The sequence below is a fragment of the Methanomassiliicoccales archaeon genome (assembly GCA_014361295.1).
GTDB lineage: Archaea > Thermoplasmatota > Thermoplasmata > Methanomassiliicoccales > JACIVX01 > JACIVX01.
On record JACIVX010000001.1, the window covers coordinates 788,694 to 803,458 of the forward strand.

Consider the following 14,765-nt stretch of genomic DNA (forward strand, 5'->3'; position numbering starts at 1 on the left):
GTCTATGGCTAGCACGATTGAAGAGCAGATCAAGGCGATTGAGGAAGAGATCGCCTCAACTGATTATAATAAGGCAACGCAGCAACACATTGGGCGATTAAAAGCCAAGCTTGCAAGGCTTAAAGCTGAACTGGAAAAGCGCAGATCGAAGGTAACTGGGGGGCAAGGATATGGTGTGCGGAAATCCGGAAATGCGACGGTAGCGCTCATTGGATTTCCGAGCGTGGGAAAGTCGACTCTCCTCAACAAATTGACAAACGCAAGGAGCGAGATCGGAGATTATCATTTCACAACGCTCGATGTTGTTCCAGGGATGCTGTATCACAGAGGCGCAAAGATCCAAATTCTCGATCTTCCTGGCCTGATTAAAGATGCATCAAAAGGAAAGGGCAGAGGTAGAGAAGTCCTCTCAGTTGTGCGATCTGCAGACCTCATCCTTTTGTTACTGGATATTTATGAAACGCAAGTGGAGATACTGATCAGGGAATTAGAGAATGCTGGTATTAGACTCAATCAAAAGCCACCTGATGTTGTCGTCACGAAACTCGATAAGGGTGGAATTTCCGTAAAGTCGACAGTGAAACTGAAGAGCATTGACGAAGGAACAGCGAGAGCGATTGTATCGGAATATGGGTATGTTAATGCTGAGGTGATTATCAGAGAGGACATAACAGCGGATCAGCTCATTGACGTCCTTGCGGGTAATAGAGTATATGTGAAGGCGATCGCCGCCGTAAACAAGATCGATCTCGCGATGAAAGACGAACTCGAGAACATCAGAAGAAGACTTTCCTCACTTTCGCCAGTGTTCATTTCTGCGGAAAAGGGCCTGGGACTCGAGGAACTGAAGGACAAAATATTTGAAAGCCTCGATCTTATCCGAATTTACCTCAAACCACAGGGAGGAGAGCCAGATCTGGATGAGCCACTCGTGATAAGACGGGGGAGCACAGTTGGCGATGTTTGTGATCACATTCACCGGACATTTCGAAAGAATTTCAGGTATGCAAATGTCTGGGGTAAGAGTGCTAAATTCCCAGGACAGATGGTCGGTCTCGATCATAAGCTTGAGGACGAAGATATTCTTTCGATTGTTATCGTGAGAACGAAAGAACGAGATTCCAAATAAATGAAAATCTTTCAATTTTAGTAGACAGGTGCGTGATCAAGAATGGGAAAGCGAAGAGAAATGCGAATTGGACTTTCAACGGTCGCCGTTCATGCAGGCGAGCGAATGAACGAAACTCACGGTGCGGTAACTACTCCTATTTTCCAGACATCCACCTTCTATTTTCCTACGGACGATGAGAGAACATGGGAAGGGCAAGTGCCGGATGGGTCATACATTTACACAAGATATGGGAATCCGACAATCAGAGCAGCGGAGGACAAGATCGCAGCACTCGAAGGTGCTGAAAAAGGTCTAGCCTTTTCGTCTGGAATGGCTGCCATTACAACGACATTACTGACTTTTCTCAAGAAGGGTGATCATGTCGTTTCAATTAGAGACATTTATGGCGGAACTTTTTCTTTCATGAAGAATGAATTGCCGAGAATGGGCATTTCTGTTCGATTCGTCGATTCTTCAAATACTACGGAGATTCTTGAGGCGATCAATGAATCGCCGAAGATCGTTTACATTGAGTCGCCAACAAACCCGATGCTTAAGATTGTGGACATTCCGAAGATTGCCGACGCAGCTCATAAAACCGGAGCGATAGTGATCGCGGACAACACATTCGCCACACCAGTCAATCAAAATCCGATTGGTATGGGTGTTGATATCGTGATCCACAGTTGCACGAAGTACCTCAATGGCCATTCAGACCTTATCGCGGGGGCTGTCGTTGGAAGGGAATCTTTCATCAATGAGATTGCAAAAAAGCGAATCGTCATGGGTGGTGTTCTTGATCCGATCGGTGCATTTCTCCTTTTGAGAGGATTGAAAACGCTAGTTGTAAGAATGAAGAAACATAATGAAAATGGTAATGCAATCGCGCAATATCTTGAAGCGCATAGAAAAGTTGAAAGAGTGTATTATCCTGGTTTAGAGTCACACCCGCAACATGTACTTGCGAAAAGCCTTATGCGTGGATTCAGTGGGATGGTTAGTTTCGAAGTTTCTGGTGGGCGGAAAGAGGCAGAAACCGTGTTGAAATCCCTTCGCTTAATAAAGAGGGCGACGAGCCTTGGTGGTGTGGAGTCACTTGCAAGCATGCCAGCGAATACCTCCCATGCCGCATTGTCAAAATCGGAGAGAGAGCAACTCGGTATCAAGGACTCGCTCATTCGCCTATCAATTGGTATCGAAGACCCTGAGGACCTAATCGTTGACCTAGATCAAGCGCTTCAGAAGGTATGATAGAACGAATGACAACGATGAGAAAGCATTATTTAATGCCTTTTCAATGTGGACCAGATGATTCAGCGTCCTAGAGGTACAAGGGATTTCACACCCGATGAAATGGAAAAGAGGCGCTACATCGAGAGCCTCATGAGGAAAGAAGCCGAGATTTTCGGTTTCAGGGAGATTGCGACCCCTATTTTTGAGCACGCTGAATTGTTCACAATAAAGTCAGGTCCTGGTATCCTTGAAGAGATGTACGCTTTTAAGGACAAGGGAGGGCGTGAACTTACGCTCCGCCCCGAACTCACCGCGCCTGTCATGAGATTCTTCGTCAACGAGCTCACAGATATGCCCAGGCCTTTAAAACTGTATTACATGGGACCCTGTTTCAGATACGAAAGACCTCAGAGCGGAAGATTTCGAGAGTTCTACCAATTCGGCGCTGAGCTGATCGGCGCGAAGAATCCTGAATCAGATGCTGAAATCATCTCACTCGCCTCGTCCATCATGAAAAAAATTGGTCTCAGGGACTACAAAGTCCGGATCGGCCACATCGGCATTTTGAGGGACATTCTGAGGAAAGAAGGAATCGAAGGTGAGAATGCATCTCTCATCCTTCAGAAACTTGACAAGAAAATGTACGACGAAGCACGTGTATTGATGGAAGAGAAAGGTATGAGTCAAGCATCGATAGAGGAGATCATCGGGATCACCAAGATTTCGGGACAGCGGTCTGTGCTTCAGGAATTGCAGAGCTTTGAGGGGGAAGCGAGGGAATATCTGCATGATGTAATCGAAATCCTTGAAATTTTGGGAATTGAGAATTTGCTCGTGGATCTTGGGGTGGTAAGAGGACTGGATTACTATACTGGTGTGGTTTTTGAGATTGAGGTGCCAAGCCTCGGAGCTGAGAAGCAGGTTTGTGGAGGGGGTTCTTATTCGCTTGCCGAATTATTCGGCGGCGAAAAAGTCTTCTCAACGGGATTCGCGATCGGATTCGATCGCACGCTTATTGCCCTTGAAAAGCAAAAAATCGAGGTTCCGAAGAAAAGAGTTGATGTTTACGTCATCCCGCTGACCGATGGGCTACGCAGGAAAGCGTTTGAAATCATCGCTAGGTTGCGGAGCAAGGAAATCTCTGCAGATATCGACCTAATGAGGAGAAGTCTTCAGAAGAATTTGAAATACGCTGCATCAATTGGGGTGCGCTATGCGATCATTCTCGGTGTGAGAGAGGTGGAAAAGAACATCGTTTTATTGAGAAATATGGACACTGGCGAACAGGTTCCAATAGCAATCACAGAACTCCCAGAATGGCTCGCAGGTGCAAGGGGAAATAGCGCCTGAGGCTGCTGGTGGGGATACAAAAATCGCTTAGGAGGAAAGTTGAGCCGCCCCTCAGACGCCTGTTTTCCGAACACGAGCGCCTCTATATTAATCTATACCCTCATTGATGAGGTGATTTTGTCATTTTATTAATAAAAAAGCGATTCAGATTCATAAAGAGCACTTTTTCAAATCAAAAATACGTCGTAATCGTCACTTCGTACGCTAATTCAGTTTTTGGCATGATTATCAAGTTCTGAATTAACGAGCGCATCAGCCCGACGAATCATCGGATTCTGGCGGTTAACATGGCGAAGTGAATACCTCTTGAAATTCCTTAATTTTGAAAAAACCTCTTTAGCCAGGGGATACAAATTTGAAGCTCTAATTGCGTACTTTTGGTTTATCTGATTAACAACGAGCTGGCTATCCATGAAGATGTCCACTTCATCTGCTCCCAGTCTGCTCGCTTCCTCTAGAGCGGCAATCAAGCCATGATACTCCACCTCGTTATTCGTCGCGGTGTGAATGAATCGCGAGAACTCTTTGACAATCGTTCCTTTTTCATCCGCGATGATCACCGCATAAGCCGCAGGTCCCGGGTTACGCCTTGAGCCTCCATCAGTATAAATAAATAGGTGAATCGTCTCCCTCCGCAAATTCAGCAAAGGCGATTTTACGCCTTGAACAATTTTCCTTCATGAAACGAATGGAAAACGCTTTTCAGCCATATAAGTCTTCAGAGATTTCAAGAAATCAAAAGGGCTAAAGGTATTTCACGAATCGGTTCCTATCATCGACGAGCACGATTCTCGCTTTCGATGGAGATTGGGAAAGTTCGAAAGCCATAATGATGATTTTATCTCCTTTTTTTACAAGACGTGCCGCGGCTCCGTTCACCGCAACGATCCCAGAATCAGCTTCTTCTTCGACCACGTAAGTCTCGAACCTCGCACCGTTGTTGAGATCCGAGACTAGAACTTTCTCCCCTATCCAGATGTCAGCTTTTTCAAGGAGAGCTTTATCGATCCCAATGCTTCCGATGTAATCCGGTTTGACATGTGTCACTGTTGCTCTGTGTATTTTTGCATGCAGGAGTTCTCGCACGGGGGATGATTAAGAAACGAGGTTCAATAATCTTTCCCTAAACCCATAAGAATTCCATTGATCACAAAATCAATAATTATGGGTTCGAAACGGTGCTACGATCATGACCAAAACCTTTGATGGATTGATGACATCGACATCGGCGAATTAAACTCCGTAAGAAGTCTTGTATTAATCATTATTTATTCCAATTTCGAGGCGTGATCGTTTGGCTTCAAGATCTCAATTGATATGGCTCTCTGCTCGCACGAGACGACGATCGAAACAAAGGATAACAACGACAGAACTGTTCGTGTGAACATCAGATCTTCATGTAATCACGTTGACGATTGCGTAAAACTGCTCACCGAGGTCACAATGAGCGATCTCTGCGAGACAAGAGGATCGAGGATACTTGACTCGCCATCGAAGCTCGTTTGACTCCTACGTGCCTCATATCTACTGGTGTATTCAATGCCTGTTGGCTGGAACTGGGAATGATCTCAAAGGATCTTGTGAGGACAAGACCGTCTATCTGTATTCATTTCATTGAGTAGTAGGCCGGTAATTAATCTTTGTCGGCTGAGCTTATTATTAAATCCAGGAGAAAGAACATTATGACTGCAAAGATGCTTGAAAGTTATGTTCTTACTAATGTTGTCCTTTGGATATCCGTAGCATCAATTTGGTGTGCTTGAGTGTCAGTGATGACTGCTACGCATATTGCTTTCGCACAATGAAATGATCATTATTTTGCTCTCGAACATGAAAGATTTCTTCATTTATTGGTGTGCCTCCTGAGGTTCCAAACGCTAGGGAAATTTGAGTTTCATAATCTTGATCAAAAACCTCGGTAACTTTTTACTTCAGTTTCATTCATTTCATGCATCCATAAATTGGTGATTCTCTGACTCGCGTTGTTCCATCGCTAAGAATGATCTCAAATGTCAATTGAACGGCTACGTGGAGATATAAAATTTCATGGCATATCTAACTTGAGAGAATCGAATGATCGAATTGAAAGAATCAAAAACGGAACAATTATCGATTTTTTTCTTGAAGAGTAAACATTGAGGGGGAGTTACTTGGCAATGAGAGACTAGTTCAAATTATCAAAGGCGTCGTGGTTTCTTGATTCTCTTCCAATAGATATTAGCATTTTTGTTCAAGAACAAGGAAAAATCATGATCTTTGCCGACCTTTTCGATGAGGCTAGCTAAATCGATTCTTTTCTTAAGATTTCATTTCGTTGGATCTAAAGGGTTGAAAGAATCGACTTCATCTTAATCAAATGAAAAAGAGAGCGCCCCGGTCGGGATTTGAACCCGAGTCCCGGGCTCTCTGTTTCCTCGAAGGAAACGACAGGCCCGGATGATAGGCCACTACACTACCGGGGCATTGCGACAGGAAACCTTCAACAAGTATGATATATTTATTCCTTAGGTCTTCGTGGCCAGCTTCGTTTCGATGGGAAACGAGAATGATGATGAAATTTCTCTCAGATCAATGTCACTAGTTTTATGAAGCTATGGCTTAATTAGTGTGATAGATAAAGATGGACAAAAAAAATCAGAGTCGAAGACTATATGGTCAAGAATGTTGTTTCCGTCCCGCCAGATTTCACAGTGGAAGAAGCTACAAAGAGGCTGATCTCGACAGAATTCCATGGATTACCAGTTGCAGAAAACGGAAGGCTCATCGGTTTCGTAACAGCAAAAGAGCTTCTCAGAGCCGCTTCGAGACCGCAAGCGAAGATTAAAGATATCATCAGAAGAGGTACGATCAGCGTCAATCCAGAAATGGACATCGACGATGCCGCAAGGATTCTTTTCAGGTATGGTCTTAGAAACCTTCCAGTTGTCGACAAAGAGGGCAAACTAGTTGGCATGATTTCAAATATCGACATTGTGAGATCGCACATCGAGCGCGCAACCCCGAATAAAGTACTGATGATTAAGACCTTTCTCGAATCAAAACACAAGATTAAAATCACAGTTAAGAGACGAATCATACCAATTGAGGCATTGAGACCAACTCAACATGAGGTGTACGCGGATGAGCTTCGCGGGAGACAATTCGAAATCAGGAGAGGACTTGTTGAGCCGATCATCGTGGTGCAGAAAAGAGATTATTACCTGCTAATTGATGGCCATCACCGGGTGCTTGCGGCCAGAGCGATGGGCGTCAGGCAGTTTTCAGCTTTTGTGCTTGAACCTAATATCGACGTGGAATTGGGTCTGGAAAAGACGGCAAAGGAAAGAGGATTACTCACAATGGATGATGTGAGAATCATTGAGGGGTCTCACCATCCACTGGTCGAAGTGACGACTAGGCTGATCAAGGAAGAGTCCTGACTTCTCGGGGTTTGAGGACAAGGAATCTAGAAGATCAATTCTTTTTGATCGACTCCAGTATGATCTTTTGTTCGACCTGAGCGACGAGATTGATCGTCTCGATGACCGTATCTGGATTGAGACTGATACTATCGATGCCGTGCCTGACAAGGAACTCAGTGAATTCGGGGTAAACCGACGGAGCCTGGCCGCAAATCGAAACGACCTTTCCTTTCTTATGCGCAGCGTCGATTAGATGCGCTATTGCTCTCTTGATCGCTTCATTTCTCTCATCGAAATAGCCCATCTTCGCAAGAATGTCAGAGTCCCTATCAGCACCCATGATGAGCTGCGTCAGATCGTTGCTCCCGATCGAAAACCCGTCGCAATAATCAGCAAATTCATCGGCCATGAAGATGTTACAAGGCACTTCGGCCATTAGGTAGAGCTTGAAATCCTTTCCGCGGTGCAGTCCGACTTCCTCCATCATCTCGGTGATTTTCTTCAGCTCTTCGACCGTCCTCACGAATGGCAGCATGACCCAAATGTTCTTCAGCCCCATTTCCTCTCTGACTTTCTTGACTGCAAGCAGTTCCAATTTGAACGCTTCTCTGTACTGGTCGGAAATGTACCTTGAACAACCCCTCCAGCCAATCATTGGATTCGATTCGTGCGGTTCAAACTTCTCTCCGCCTTTCATCTCCCTGTATTCGTTTGTCTTAAAGTCAGAGGTTCTCACAAGAACAGGTCGCGGATAAAACGCACGGCCAACGATTCCTATTCCCTCTGCGAGTTTTTCAATGAGCTCATTAGCTCGCCCCTGCTCCATGAGCGCAAGAGGATGTTCAGCGACATAGCTGGTGAAGAGGAATTCAATTCTCATTAATCCGACCCCTTGGACGGGGAGCTTTGCGTATTCTTCGGCTTTTTGTGGTACACCAATATTAACGAGGATCTTCGTACCAGTGATCGGAACAGATCTTGCAGCGGGTGCGGCGATAACGACTTGCTCTTCTTTCTTTGGGATAATACCACCCTCGTACACGATGCCCATTTTACCATCGACCGTGACGAACATCCCATTTCTGAGTATTTTCGTCGCGTTCGTTGCACCAACAATACACGGTATGCCCAGTTCTCTTGCGACAATCGCGGCATGACATGTCATGCCGCCTTCATCGGTCACGATTGCAGAAGCTCTCGTCATTGCGGGGACCATATCAGGAGTTGTCATGACAGTCACGAGAACATCACCAGGTTTTACGACATCGAGACTCATCGTTTCTTCGTAGATTTTCACAGGCCCTTGCGCTAGACCGGGACTTGCTGCGAGCCCCTTGACCAGAACTTTCTGCTCAGTTCTTGTTTCATGCGTCGCTTCCTGCATTGAATCCATTCCCCCTACATCTTTCTCATTCGCTTTCTTGCGCGTAGCGAGTGTGGTAACAGGTCTCGCTTGAACAACATAGATTTCCCCATTTTCCATACACCATTCAATATCCATTGGTTTATCGTAATGCAATTCGATTTCCCTTCCAATCTCTGCAAGAGCGAGTATCTGTTCATCTGTTAGTTTCTGCGCGCTCGCACTCGCATCATCAACATTCTCTTTTTTACTCTCACCATTATCGCCTTTGACCAATTTCCATGTTTGCTTGGCCACTCTCTTGTTGAGGATCTTCTTGTGGAATTTATCGACGACGTATGTATCAGGGGTTACCTTGCCGCCGACCATCGCCTCTCCCAGCCCGTAGCCGGCCTCGATAATAATGTGCGGAAGTTCGGAGTTGGGATCGACGGTAAACATGATGCCTGAGACCTCTGAGTTGACCATTTTCTGAACGACGACCGCGAGTTTCACTTGGTCATGCCCGAAACCTTTGCTCGCCCTGTATGCGATGGCTCGAGGTGTAAAAAGTGATGACCAGCATTTTTTGATTTTCTCAAGTAGTTCCTCGGCCTTGCTTACATTCAGGAAGGTATCCTGCTGGCCTGCGAAGCTCGCCGTAGGAAGATCCTCGGCCGTCGCACTCGACCTGACGGCGACAAGGCAATCGGACCCTTCTTTTCTCAAAAGATTTCTGTACGCTTCCAGAATTTCATCCGCGAGATCCTTTGGGATTGCACTTTCATCAAATGCTTTTCTTATCGATTGAGAGACATCTTGAAGAAGTCTATCGTTAGAGACATCCAAATTTGAAAGTGCTGACTCGATAACATCCAGTAGATGATTCTTTTTGACAAAGTAATCGAAAGCAACAGTCGTAAGCACAAATCCCGGTGGAACATTAAATCCTGCATTCGCCAGTTCTCCAAGATTGGCAGCCTTCCCACCGGCGATTGATATATCCTTTGCTGTCAGATCGGAGATTTCCACTACTCTCTCAGTCATCTTACCCCTTCCAAATCGATCTCTCGATAGACCTCACGAATCGGTCCTTGTTACCACATATCAAATCATCTCGTTTAAATCCTATGGTTCCTTACTCATTCAAATCGCGTTAATAATTATCATAAATTAGATATATCGAATCTAAATTACGAAAGTCCAACAGTTTTCGCAATAAAATACAAACTGAACTTGCAGCCAGGTGATAATTCGGAAAGTAGAATTTCGAATTTGAAGTGATGGTTGGCCGAATAATTCTAAGCAAACTCCAAAATCAATATTATCGTTTTCATAAATTGACATTCGATTCGCTCAATTTCTTTTAAATTCATGAAAGTTTTTCGAAATTGTAATAGATGAAACACTTTTTTAGACGAGATATTAGCTAATTTTCTGATTTTTCGGGAGAATATAATAATATATTGAATTACGATGACGCGCAAGGGTGCATACCTTGAATAGCGCAAGTCGATCAAGAACCGTTGAGATTCGTTGGCACGGGAGAGGTGGCCAAGGAGTTGTTACGGCAAACGAAATCTTGGCCGGTGCCGCTCTCCGCGAAGGGAAGTTCATCAAAGCATTTCCGGAGTTTGGACCAGAGAGAATGGGGGCACCGATCAGAGCGTTCGCCAGGATTTCTGACAAACCGATTACAGTGCACAGCCAAGTCTATTATCCTGATTATGTCGTTATAGTGGATTCGACGTTACTGGGACAGATCGATGTCACAGAAGGATTAAAATCAAATGGTGCCGTCATAGCAAACTATCCAGATGTACCAGAAAAACTAAGGTCGATTATCGGCGACAAATTTGAAGTGCATACCGTTAACGCAACGAAGATCGCCCTCGAGGAGATCGGTAGACCGCTGACGAACACCGCAATGCTCGGTGCCCTCGCGAAGATATCAGGCGTAGTGACCCTTGAAAGCGTTGTAAAGGAGCTTGAAAGAAAATTCGCGGGAAAATTCACGGCTGATGTTACTGCGAAAAATGTGAGAAGTGTCGAGAGGGCATACGACGAGGTGATGTGATGGGCGATCCACAAAAGAAGTCCAAGGATTATCCTGAGGGTGGAGTAATCGATGAGGCGGGAAGCGCCCGGAAATACAAGACAGGCGATTGGCGTTCGCAGAAGCCCGAAGTTGACAAGGAAAAGTGTATCAATTGCCTTTGGTGTTGGGTCTATTGCCCAGATAACTCTGTCCTCGTTGAAGAGGGGAAAATGGTTGGTTTTCGATATTCACACTGCAAGGGTTGCGGAATATGCGCCGCTGAATGCCCAAAAAAGGCGATAACGATGAAGAAGGAGGGAAACTAAATGCAACCGATTGCAATGAACGGGGATCAGGCAATCGCGTATGCCTGGAAACAGGTTAACCCTGATGTTGTTGCCGCTTATCCGATTACGCCTCAGACGATCATCGTTGAGGCGTTTTCAGAATACGTGGCAGATGGTCTCGTCGATACAGAGTTCGTGTGCGCCGAGTCCGAGCACAGCGCGATGAGCCTGTGTATCGGCGCCGCGGCAGGTGGCGCAAGGACATGCACCGCGACTGCATCAGCAGGACTCGCATTCATGTGGGAGATGCTTTACATTGCGGCCTCAATGAGATTACCGATCGTTATGGCCGTCGCCAACAGAGCACTGAGTGGCCCCATCAACATCCATTGCGATCACAGCGATACAATGGGGGCGCGAGATTCTGGATGGATTCAGATCTATGGGGAAAATGCCCAGGAAGCCTATGACAATTCAATCATGGCTTTCAGGATCGGTGAGCACCTTAATCTCCGACTTCCAGTGATGACAAATATAGATGGCTTTATCACGAGTCATTCACTGGAAAACCTCAGCCTGTTACAGGATGAAGAAGTGAAGAAATTCGTCGGAGAATTCAAAGCGATCAGACCCCTGTTAGATTACAGAAATCCCGTGACCTATGGACCGTTCGATCCACCAGACTTTTACTTCGAACACAAGTACCAGCAGGTGGAAGCGATGAGTCGCGCACTGCCGATTATCAAAAAGGTTGCTGAAGAATACGCAAAAATCAGCGGTCGATCCTATGATGTCGTCGAGTCGTATCAAGTCGAGGATGCTGATTTTGTCGCAATTGCCGCGGGATCAACGGCGGGAACACTGAGAAGCGTTGTGGACGAACTCCGAGCTGAAGGGAAGAAAGTGGGAAGCCTCAAGCTCCGTGTTTTCCGCCCATTCCCCGATAAAGAGATCGTCGAAGCGCTCGAGGGTAAGAAGGCCGTTGCCGTCCTTGATAGATCCATAAGCTTTGGCGCAACAGGACCCATCTTCCCCGAAGTGCGATCAGCACTCTACGATGTCGATGAGAAGCCGAAAGTCGTCAACTACATATACGGTCTTGGTGGCAGGGATGTTTCAATCGAAGAATTAAAGTCTGTTTACAATAGACTGATGACTGGCGAGTGTGATAGGGTCAATTATCTGGGGGTGAGAATCTGAATCTGAAAGAACTTGCGAAGAAACCATCTGCGATCACTGAAGGTCACAGACTGTGTGCTGGTTGTGCTGAACCGATCATCGTCAGACAGATTCTGATGGCGAGCGATAAACCCGTTGTGGTCGGCAACGCGACAGGATGCCTTGAAGTTTCCACAACTGTCTATCCTTACTCTGCCTGGGCAGTTCCGTGGATTCACAGTGCTTTTGAAAATGCAGCAGCGACGATTACTGGTGTGGAAAGTGCGTATAAGGCACTCGTGAGAAAAGGCGTCATCAAGGATGAAATCAGGTTTATCGCCTTCGGAGGAGATGGCGGTACATATGACATCGGATTTCAATCACTTTCAGGAGCGATTGAAAGAGGGCATCGATTTGTCTATGTATGCTTAAATAACGAAGCTTACATGAACACAGGCATTCAGAGATCTGGTGCCACATGGAAGGGAGCGAGCACGACAACTTGCCCCGCAGGCACCTGCATCCCAGGTAAGAAAGAGTTTCCAAAGGATCTAACAAAAATCATCATTGCTCATGAACTTCCATACGCAGCACAAGCGTCACCCCATAACTGGAAGGATTTGATGGAAAAGGCGGCTAAGGCGTTCGAGGCAAATGGTCCCGCATTCATTAACGTCGTCGCTCCATGTCCCAGAGGTTGGAGATTCGATTCTTCCCAGACGATTCAAATTGCAAGGCTCGCTGTTGAAACATGCATCTGGCCACTCTATGAATACGAGAATGGAATCTGGAGACTGACTGGTGACAGCAAGAGAATTGCGGAGGGAAAGAAAGAAAAGAGGCCGATCACTGACTGGTTGAAGTCGCAGGGCAGATTTAGGCATCTCTTGACGGAAAAATGGAAACACGTCGCCGATGAAATCCAGGCTGAAGTTGACAGGAAATGGGAGCAGCTCAAGAAATACTGTGAAGAATGAGCGTTTCCCTACCAATCTCCCTTCGCCTTATTCTTTTTCATTTTTTTATTTGTGTTGTTTTTATATCGAATTGGAAAGAAACCTAAATTTCGTGCGTTCGTCAGTCGTCAGAATTATTATAATTGTCTATCTTCATTGTACACCATCTTCGCCGCAAGTCCCTCAAAATATTTACCCAATATTTTCATCTCTCTTTTTCCAAGGGGTTTTTTGGCGCAGGGACGTAGGGGCGTGTTCAAATACAAAATATCAGGGCTAACTCTCTTGCAAATCTCAGCGATTCTTGATGCCTCGTGCATGTTCTCTTCGACGAACATGATCTCTAACTGGAAACTCCCCCCGAATTCCTTTCTCGTCATTTCGATTCCATGAATGACATCGGCGAATTCGATGTCCTCATGAGGGCGATTCACAGCACGAAACGAAGATTCTGTTGCGGCATCGAGCTTTGCCACAATCACATCAGTTTTCATCACGTCGCGTCTCACTTCTGAATCGAAAAGTAGCGATGAATTCGTGAGGACACCAATTCTTACGGTCGCCACCGATCTCACCGTATCGACAAGCTCGCCAAAGTTCGAAGCCAAGGTCGGCTCCCCTGTTCCGGAAAACGTAATGATATCTATAACTGGAAATTTTGCAAGGGCAAGCTCCAATTCCTCCTTAACGATTTCGGAGGATACGAATTCGCTTCGTTTGCTTGTAAGAACTCCTTTGTTTCCGAGCTGGCAGTAAAGGCAGTTGAAACTGCATATTTTCGGTTCAACGCCAATCGGATCGATTCCGAGTGATCGGCCAAACCTCCACGATCTCACTGGTCCGTAAACACTCCGCATACCGTCACTTCGTCATCGACGTCAACAGAGCCTCTCTATTATAATGACTTCTGAAATATACCAAGTTAGCTAATCAATTCAAAGATAGACTGTTAGGCATAAACTGTAAGAGATAGAATTGAGTTATTAAAACCAAAGTATGTACGACAAGATTTTCGATGAAGTCGCGAAAGAATATGATAACTGGTACGAAACGCATTACAAAATTTTTTTATGTGAAAAGGAGGCCATAAAGAAACTCAGTTTGCAAGGCTTGGGCCTGGAGGTAGGTATCGGAACCGGATCAATTGCGAGTGAACTTGGAATTAAACTCGGTATTGATCCTTCTCTTCCGATGCTATTCCTTGCGAAAGAAAAGGGAATCGATGTTGTTCGTGGCTTCGGGGAAATATTGCCGTTCAAAAACGAAATCTTCGATTTTGTTCTTATTTCGACAACACTCTGCTTTGTCGGCGATCGGATATCCTTGATGAAAGAGGTTCACAGGGTTTTGAAAAGAAAAGGAAAGGCAGCCGTCTGCTTTATTCCGAGGGATTCAGCATGGGGGAGATATTACATTGAAAAAGGAGAGCAGGGACATCGAATTTACCGTCATGCGCGATTTCTTAGCTTTGGTGAAATCATTGAGTTATTGGAGACTCCTGGTTTCGTGATTAAGAAGATCGTTTCGACGCTTCGATTCAGTCCTGAAGGTGAGCCGATTCTCGAACGACCCATAGAGGGTATCGCCAATGGCGGATTTGTTTGTCTGGAAGCTGAAAAAAAAGAAATTTGAATGAACATAAATGACATCGACTCGAGAATTCTTTCACGATTGAGCGAGCAATTCTTCCCAGAGTCGAAGCGTTTCTTTCGCTTCTTCTTCGTCGATTGTCTGAATGGCAAATCCGGCATGAACCATGACCCAATCGCCAATTTTTGCGTCTACCAGCGAGACGTTGACTTTCCTCAAAACACCGCCAAAATCGACATCAGCTAGATTTCCTTCGACGAAAACGATTTTTCCTGGGATTGCAAGGCACATGTTTTCAT

The 14,765-nt window shown here is 45.5% G+C and carries 15 protein-coding genes and 1 tRNA gene; 10 read left to right on the plus strand and 6 right to left on the minus strand.

Annotated elements, in window-relative coordinates:
- The first annotated feature begins 4 nt into the window (after positions 1-4).
- From H5T41_03875 to H5T41_03885, 3 genes are read left to right on the plus strand one after another with little or no spacing between them, the layout of a single operon-like run.
- Positions 5-1,129: a GTP-binding protein gene (locus H5T41_03875; protein MBC7107914.1), complete on the plus strand. Its 1,125-nt coding sequence runs from the start codon at positions 5-7 to the stop codon at positions 1,127-1,129.
- A 60-nt stretch (positions 1,130-1,189) separates the two neighbouring features.
- Complete coding sequence (locus H5T41_03880) at positions 1,190-2,362, plus strand: aminotransferase class I/II-fold pyridoxal phosphate-dependent enzyme (protein MBC7107915.1); 1,173 nt, start codon at positions 1,190-1,192, stop codon at positions 2,360-2,362.
- Between the two features lie 57 nt (positions 2,363-2,419).
- A complete protein-coding gene (locus H5T41_03885; GenBank protein ID MBC7107916.1) occupies positions 2,420-3,694 on the plus strand; it encodes a histidine--tRNA ligase in 1,275 nt (424 codons plus the stop codon).
- Between the two features lie 209 nt (positions 3,695-3,903).
- On the opposite strand, the gene H5T41_03890 is transcribed toward H5T41_03885, so the two are convergent.
- Complete coding sequence (locus tag H5T41_03890; GenBank protein MBC7107917.1) at positions 3,904-4,317, minus strand: ribonuclease HI family protein; 414 nt, start codon at positions 4,315-4,317, stop codon at positions 3,904-3,906.
- Positions 4,318-4,438: 121 nt separating this feature from the next.
- Positions 4,439-4,780, minus strand: coding sequence for an aspartate 1-decarboxylase (locus tag H5T41_03895; GenBank protein ID MBC7107918.1), 342 nt, complete (start codon positions 4,778-4,780; stop codon positions 4,439-4,441).
- A gap of 231 nt (positions 4,781-5,011) precedes the next feature.
- Between H5T41_03895 and H5T41_03900 the strand changes: the two genes are divergently transcribed.
- The gene (locus H5T41_03900; GenBank protein MBC7107919.1) at positions 5,012-5,200 is read left to right on the plus strand and encodes a hypothetical protein; all 189 of its coding nucleotides are present in this window, start codon (positions 5,012-5,014) and stop codon (positions 5,198-5,200) included.
- Between the two features lie 863 nt (positions 5,201-6,063).
- Here H5T41_03900 and H5T41_03905 read toward each other — a convergent pair.
- A tRNA-Asp gene (locus H5T41_03905) sits at positions 6,064-6,156 on the minus strand.
- 189 nt (positions 6,157-6,345) lie between these two features.
- Here H5T41_03905 and H5T41_03910 point away from each other — a divergent pair.
- Complete coding sequence (locus tag H5T41_03910) at positions 6,346-7,113, plus strand: CBS domain-containing protein (GenBank protein MBC7107920.1); 768 nt, start codon at positions 6,346-6,348, stop codon at positions 7,111-7,113.
- A 34-nt stretch (positions 7,114-7,147) separates the two neighbouring features.
- Here H5T41_03910 and ppsA read toward each other — a convergent pair whose 3' ends face one another.
- Positions 7,148-9,484: a phosphoenolpyruvate synthase gene (gene ppsA, locus H5T41_03915; protein ID MBC7107921.1), complete on the minus strand. Its 2,337-nt coding sequence runs from the start codon at positions 9,482-9,484 to the stop codon at positions 7,148-7,150.
- Between the two features lie 451 nt (positions 9,485-9,935).
- Here ppsA and H5T41_03920 point away from each other — a divergent pair, with 451 nt between their 5' ends.
- The 4 genes from H5T41_03920 to H5T41_03935 are packed head-to-tail and all read left to right on the plus strand — an operon-like array spanning position 9,936 to position 12,897.
- Positions 9,936-10,514 carry a 2-oxoacid:acceptor oxidoreductase family protein gene (locus tag H5T41_03920; protein ID MBC7107922.1) on the plus strand — a complete coding sequence of 193 codons (579 nt, stop codon included), beginning with the start codon at positions 9,936-9,938 and terminating at the stop codon, positions 10,512-10,514.
- Positions 10,514-10,801: a 4Fe-4S binding protein gene (locus H5T41_03925; GenBank protein ID MBC7107923.1), complete on the plus strand. Its 288-nt coding sequence runs from the start codon at positions 10,514-10,516 to the stop codon at positions 10,799-10,801. The genes H5T41_03920 and H5T41_03925 overlap by 1 nt, the downstream gene beginning before the upstream one ends.
- Before the next feature lie 15 nt (positions 10,802-10,816).
- Positions 10,817-11,962 carry a pyruvate ferredoxin oxidoreductase gene (gene porA, locus H5T41_03930; GenBank protein ID MBC7107924.1) on the plus strand — a complete coding sequence of 382 codons (1,146 nt, stop codon included), beginning with the start codon at positions 10,817-10,819 and terminating at the stop codon, positions 11,960-11,962.
- Positions 11,959-12,897: a pyruvate ferredoxin oxidoreductase gene (locus H5T41_03935; protein ID MBC7107925.1), complete on the plus strand. Its 939-nt coding sequence runs from the start codon at positions 11,959-11,961 to the stop codon at positions 12,895-12,897. The genes porA and H5T41_03935 overlap by 4 nt, the downstream gene beginning before the upstream one ends.
- A 116-nt stretch (positions 12,898-13,013) precedes the next feature.
- Here the strand turns inward: H5T41_03935 and H5T41_03940 are convergent, their stop codons facing one another.
- On the minus strand, positions 13,014-13,733 hold the full coding sequence (locus H5T41_03940; GenBank protein MBC7107926.1) for a radical SAM protein: 720 nt from the start codon (positions 13,731-13,733) through the stop codon (positions 13,014-13,016).
- Positions 13,734-13,872: 139 nt separating this feature from the next.
- On the opposite strand from H5T41_03940, the gene H5T41_03945 reads away from it, so the two are divergent.
- Positions 13,873-14,508: a methyltransferase domain-containing protein gene (locus H5T41_03945; protein ID MBC7107927.1), complete on the plus strand. Its 636-nt coding sequence runs from the start codon at positions 13,873-13,875 to the stop codon at positions 14,506-14,508.
- Between the two features lie 33 nt (positions 14,509-14,541).
- Here H5T41_03945 and H5T41_03950 read toward each other — a convergent pair whose 3' ends face one another.
- On the minus strand, positions 14,542-14,757 hold the full coding sequence (locus H5T41_03950; protein ID MBC7107928.1) for a HypC/HybG/HupF family hydrogenase formation chaperone: 216 nt from the start codon (positions 14,755-14,757) through the stop codon (positions 14,542-14,544).
- Positions 14,758-14,765 lie beyond the last annotated feature (8 nt).

Bases quoted from the DNA above. Each gene is read 5' to 3' on its own strand.
- H5T41_03875 (MBC7107914.1), top strand. From the start codon at position 5: ATGGCTAGCACGATTGAAGAGCAGATCAAGGCGATTGAGGAAGAGATC.
- H5T41_03880 (MBC7107915.1), top strand. From the start codon at position 1,190: ATGCGAATTGGACTTTCAACGGTCGCCGTTCATGCAGGCGAGCGAATG.
- H5T41_03885 (MBC7107916.1), top strand. From the start codon at position 2,420: ATGATTCAGCGTCCTAGAGGTACAAGGGATTTCACACCCGATGAAATG.
- H5T41_03900 (MBC7107919.1), top strand. From the start codon at position 5,012: ATGGCTCTCTGCTCGCACGAGACGACGATCGAAACAAAGGATAACAAC.
- H5T41_03910 (MBC7107920.1), top strand. From the start codon at position 6,346: ATGGTCAAGAATGTTGTTTCCGTCCCGCCAGATTTCACAGTGGAAGAA.
- ppsA (MBC7107921.1), bottom strand. From the start codon at position 9,484: ATGACTGAGAGAGTAGTGGAAATCTCCGATCTGACAGCAAAGGATATA.
- H5T41_03925 (MBC7107923.1), top strand. From the start codon at position 10,514: ATGGGCGATCCACAAAAGAAGTCCAAGGATTATCCTGAGGGTGGAGTA.
- porA (MBC7107924.1), top strand. From the start codon at position 10,817: ATGAACGGGGATCAGGCAATCGCGTATGCCTGGAAACAGGTTAACCCT.
- H5T41_03940 (MBC7107926.1), bottom strand. From the start codon at position 13,733: ATGCGGAGTGTTTACGGACCAGTGAGATCGTGGAGGTTTGGCCGATCA.
- H5T41_03945 (MBC7107927.1), top strand. From the start codon at position 13,873: ATGTACGACAAGATTTTCGATGAAGTCGCGAAAGAATATGATAACTGG.
- H5T41_03950 (MBC7107928.1), bottom strand. From the start codon at position 14,757: ATGTGCCTTGCAATCCCAGGAAAAATCGTTTTCGTCGAAGGAAATCTA.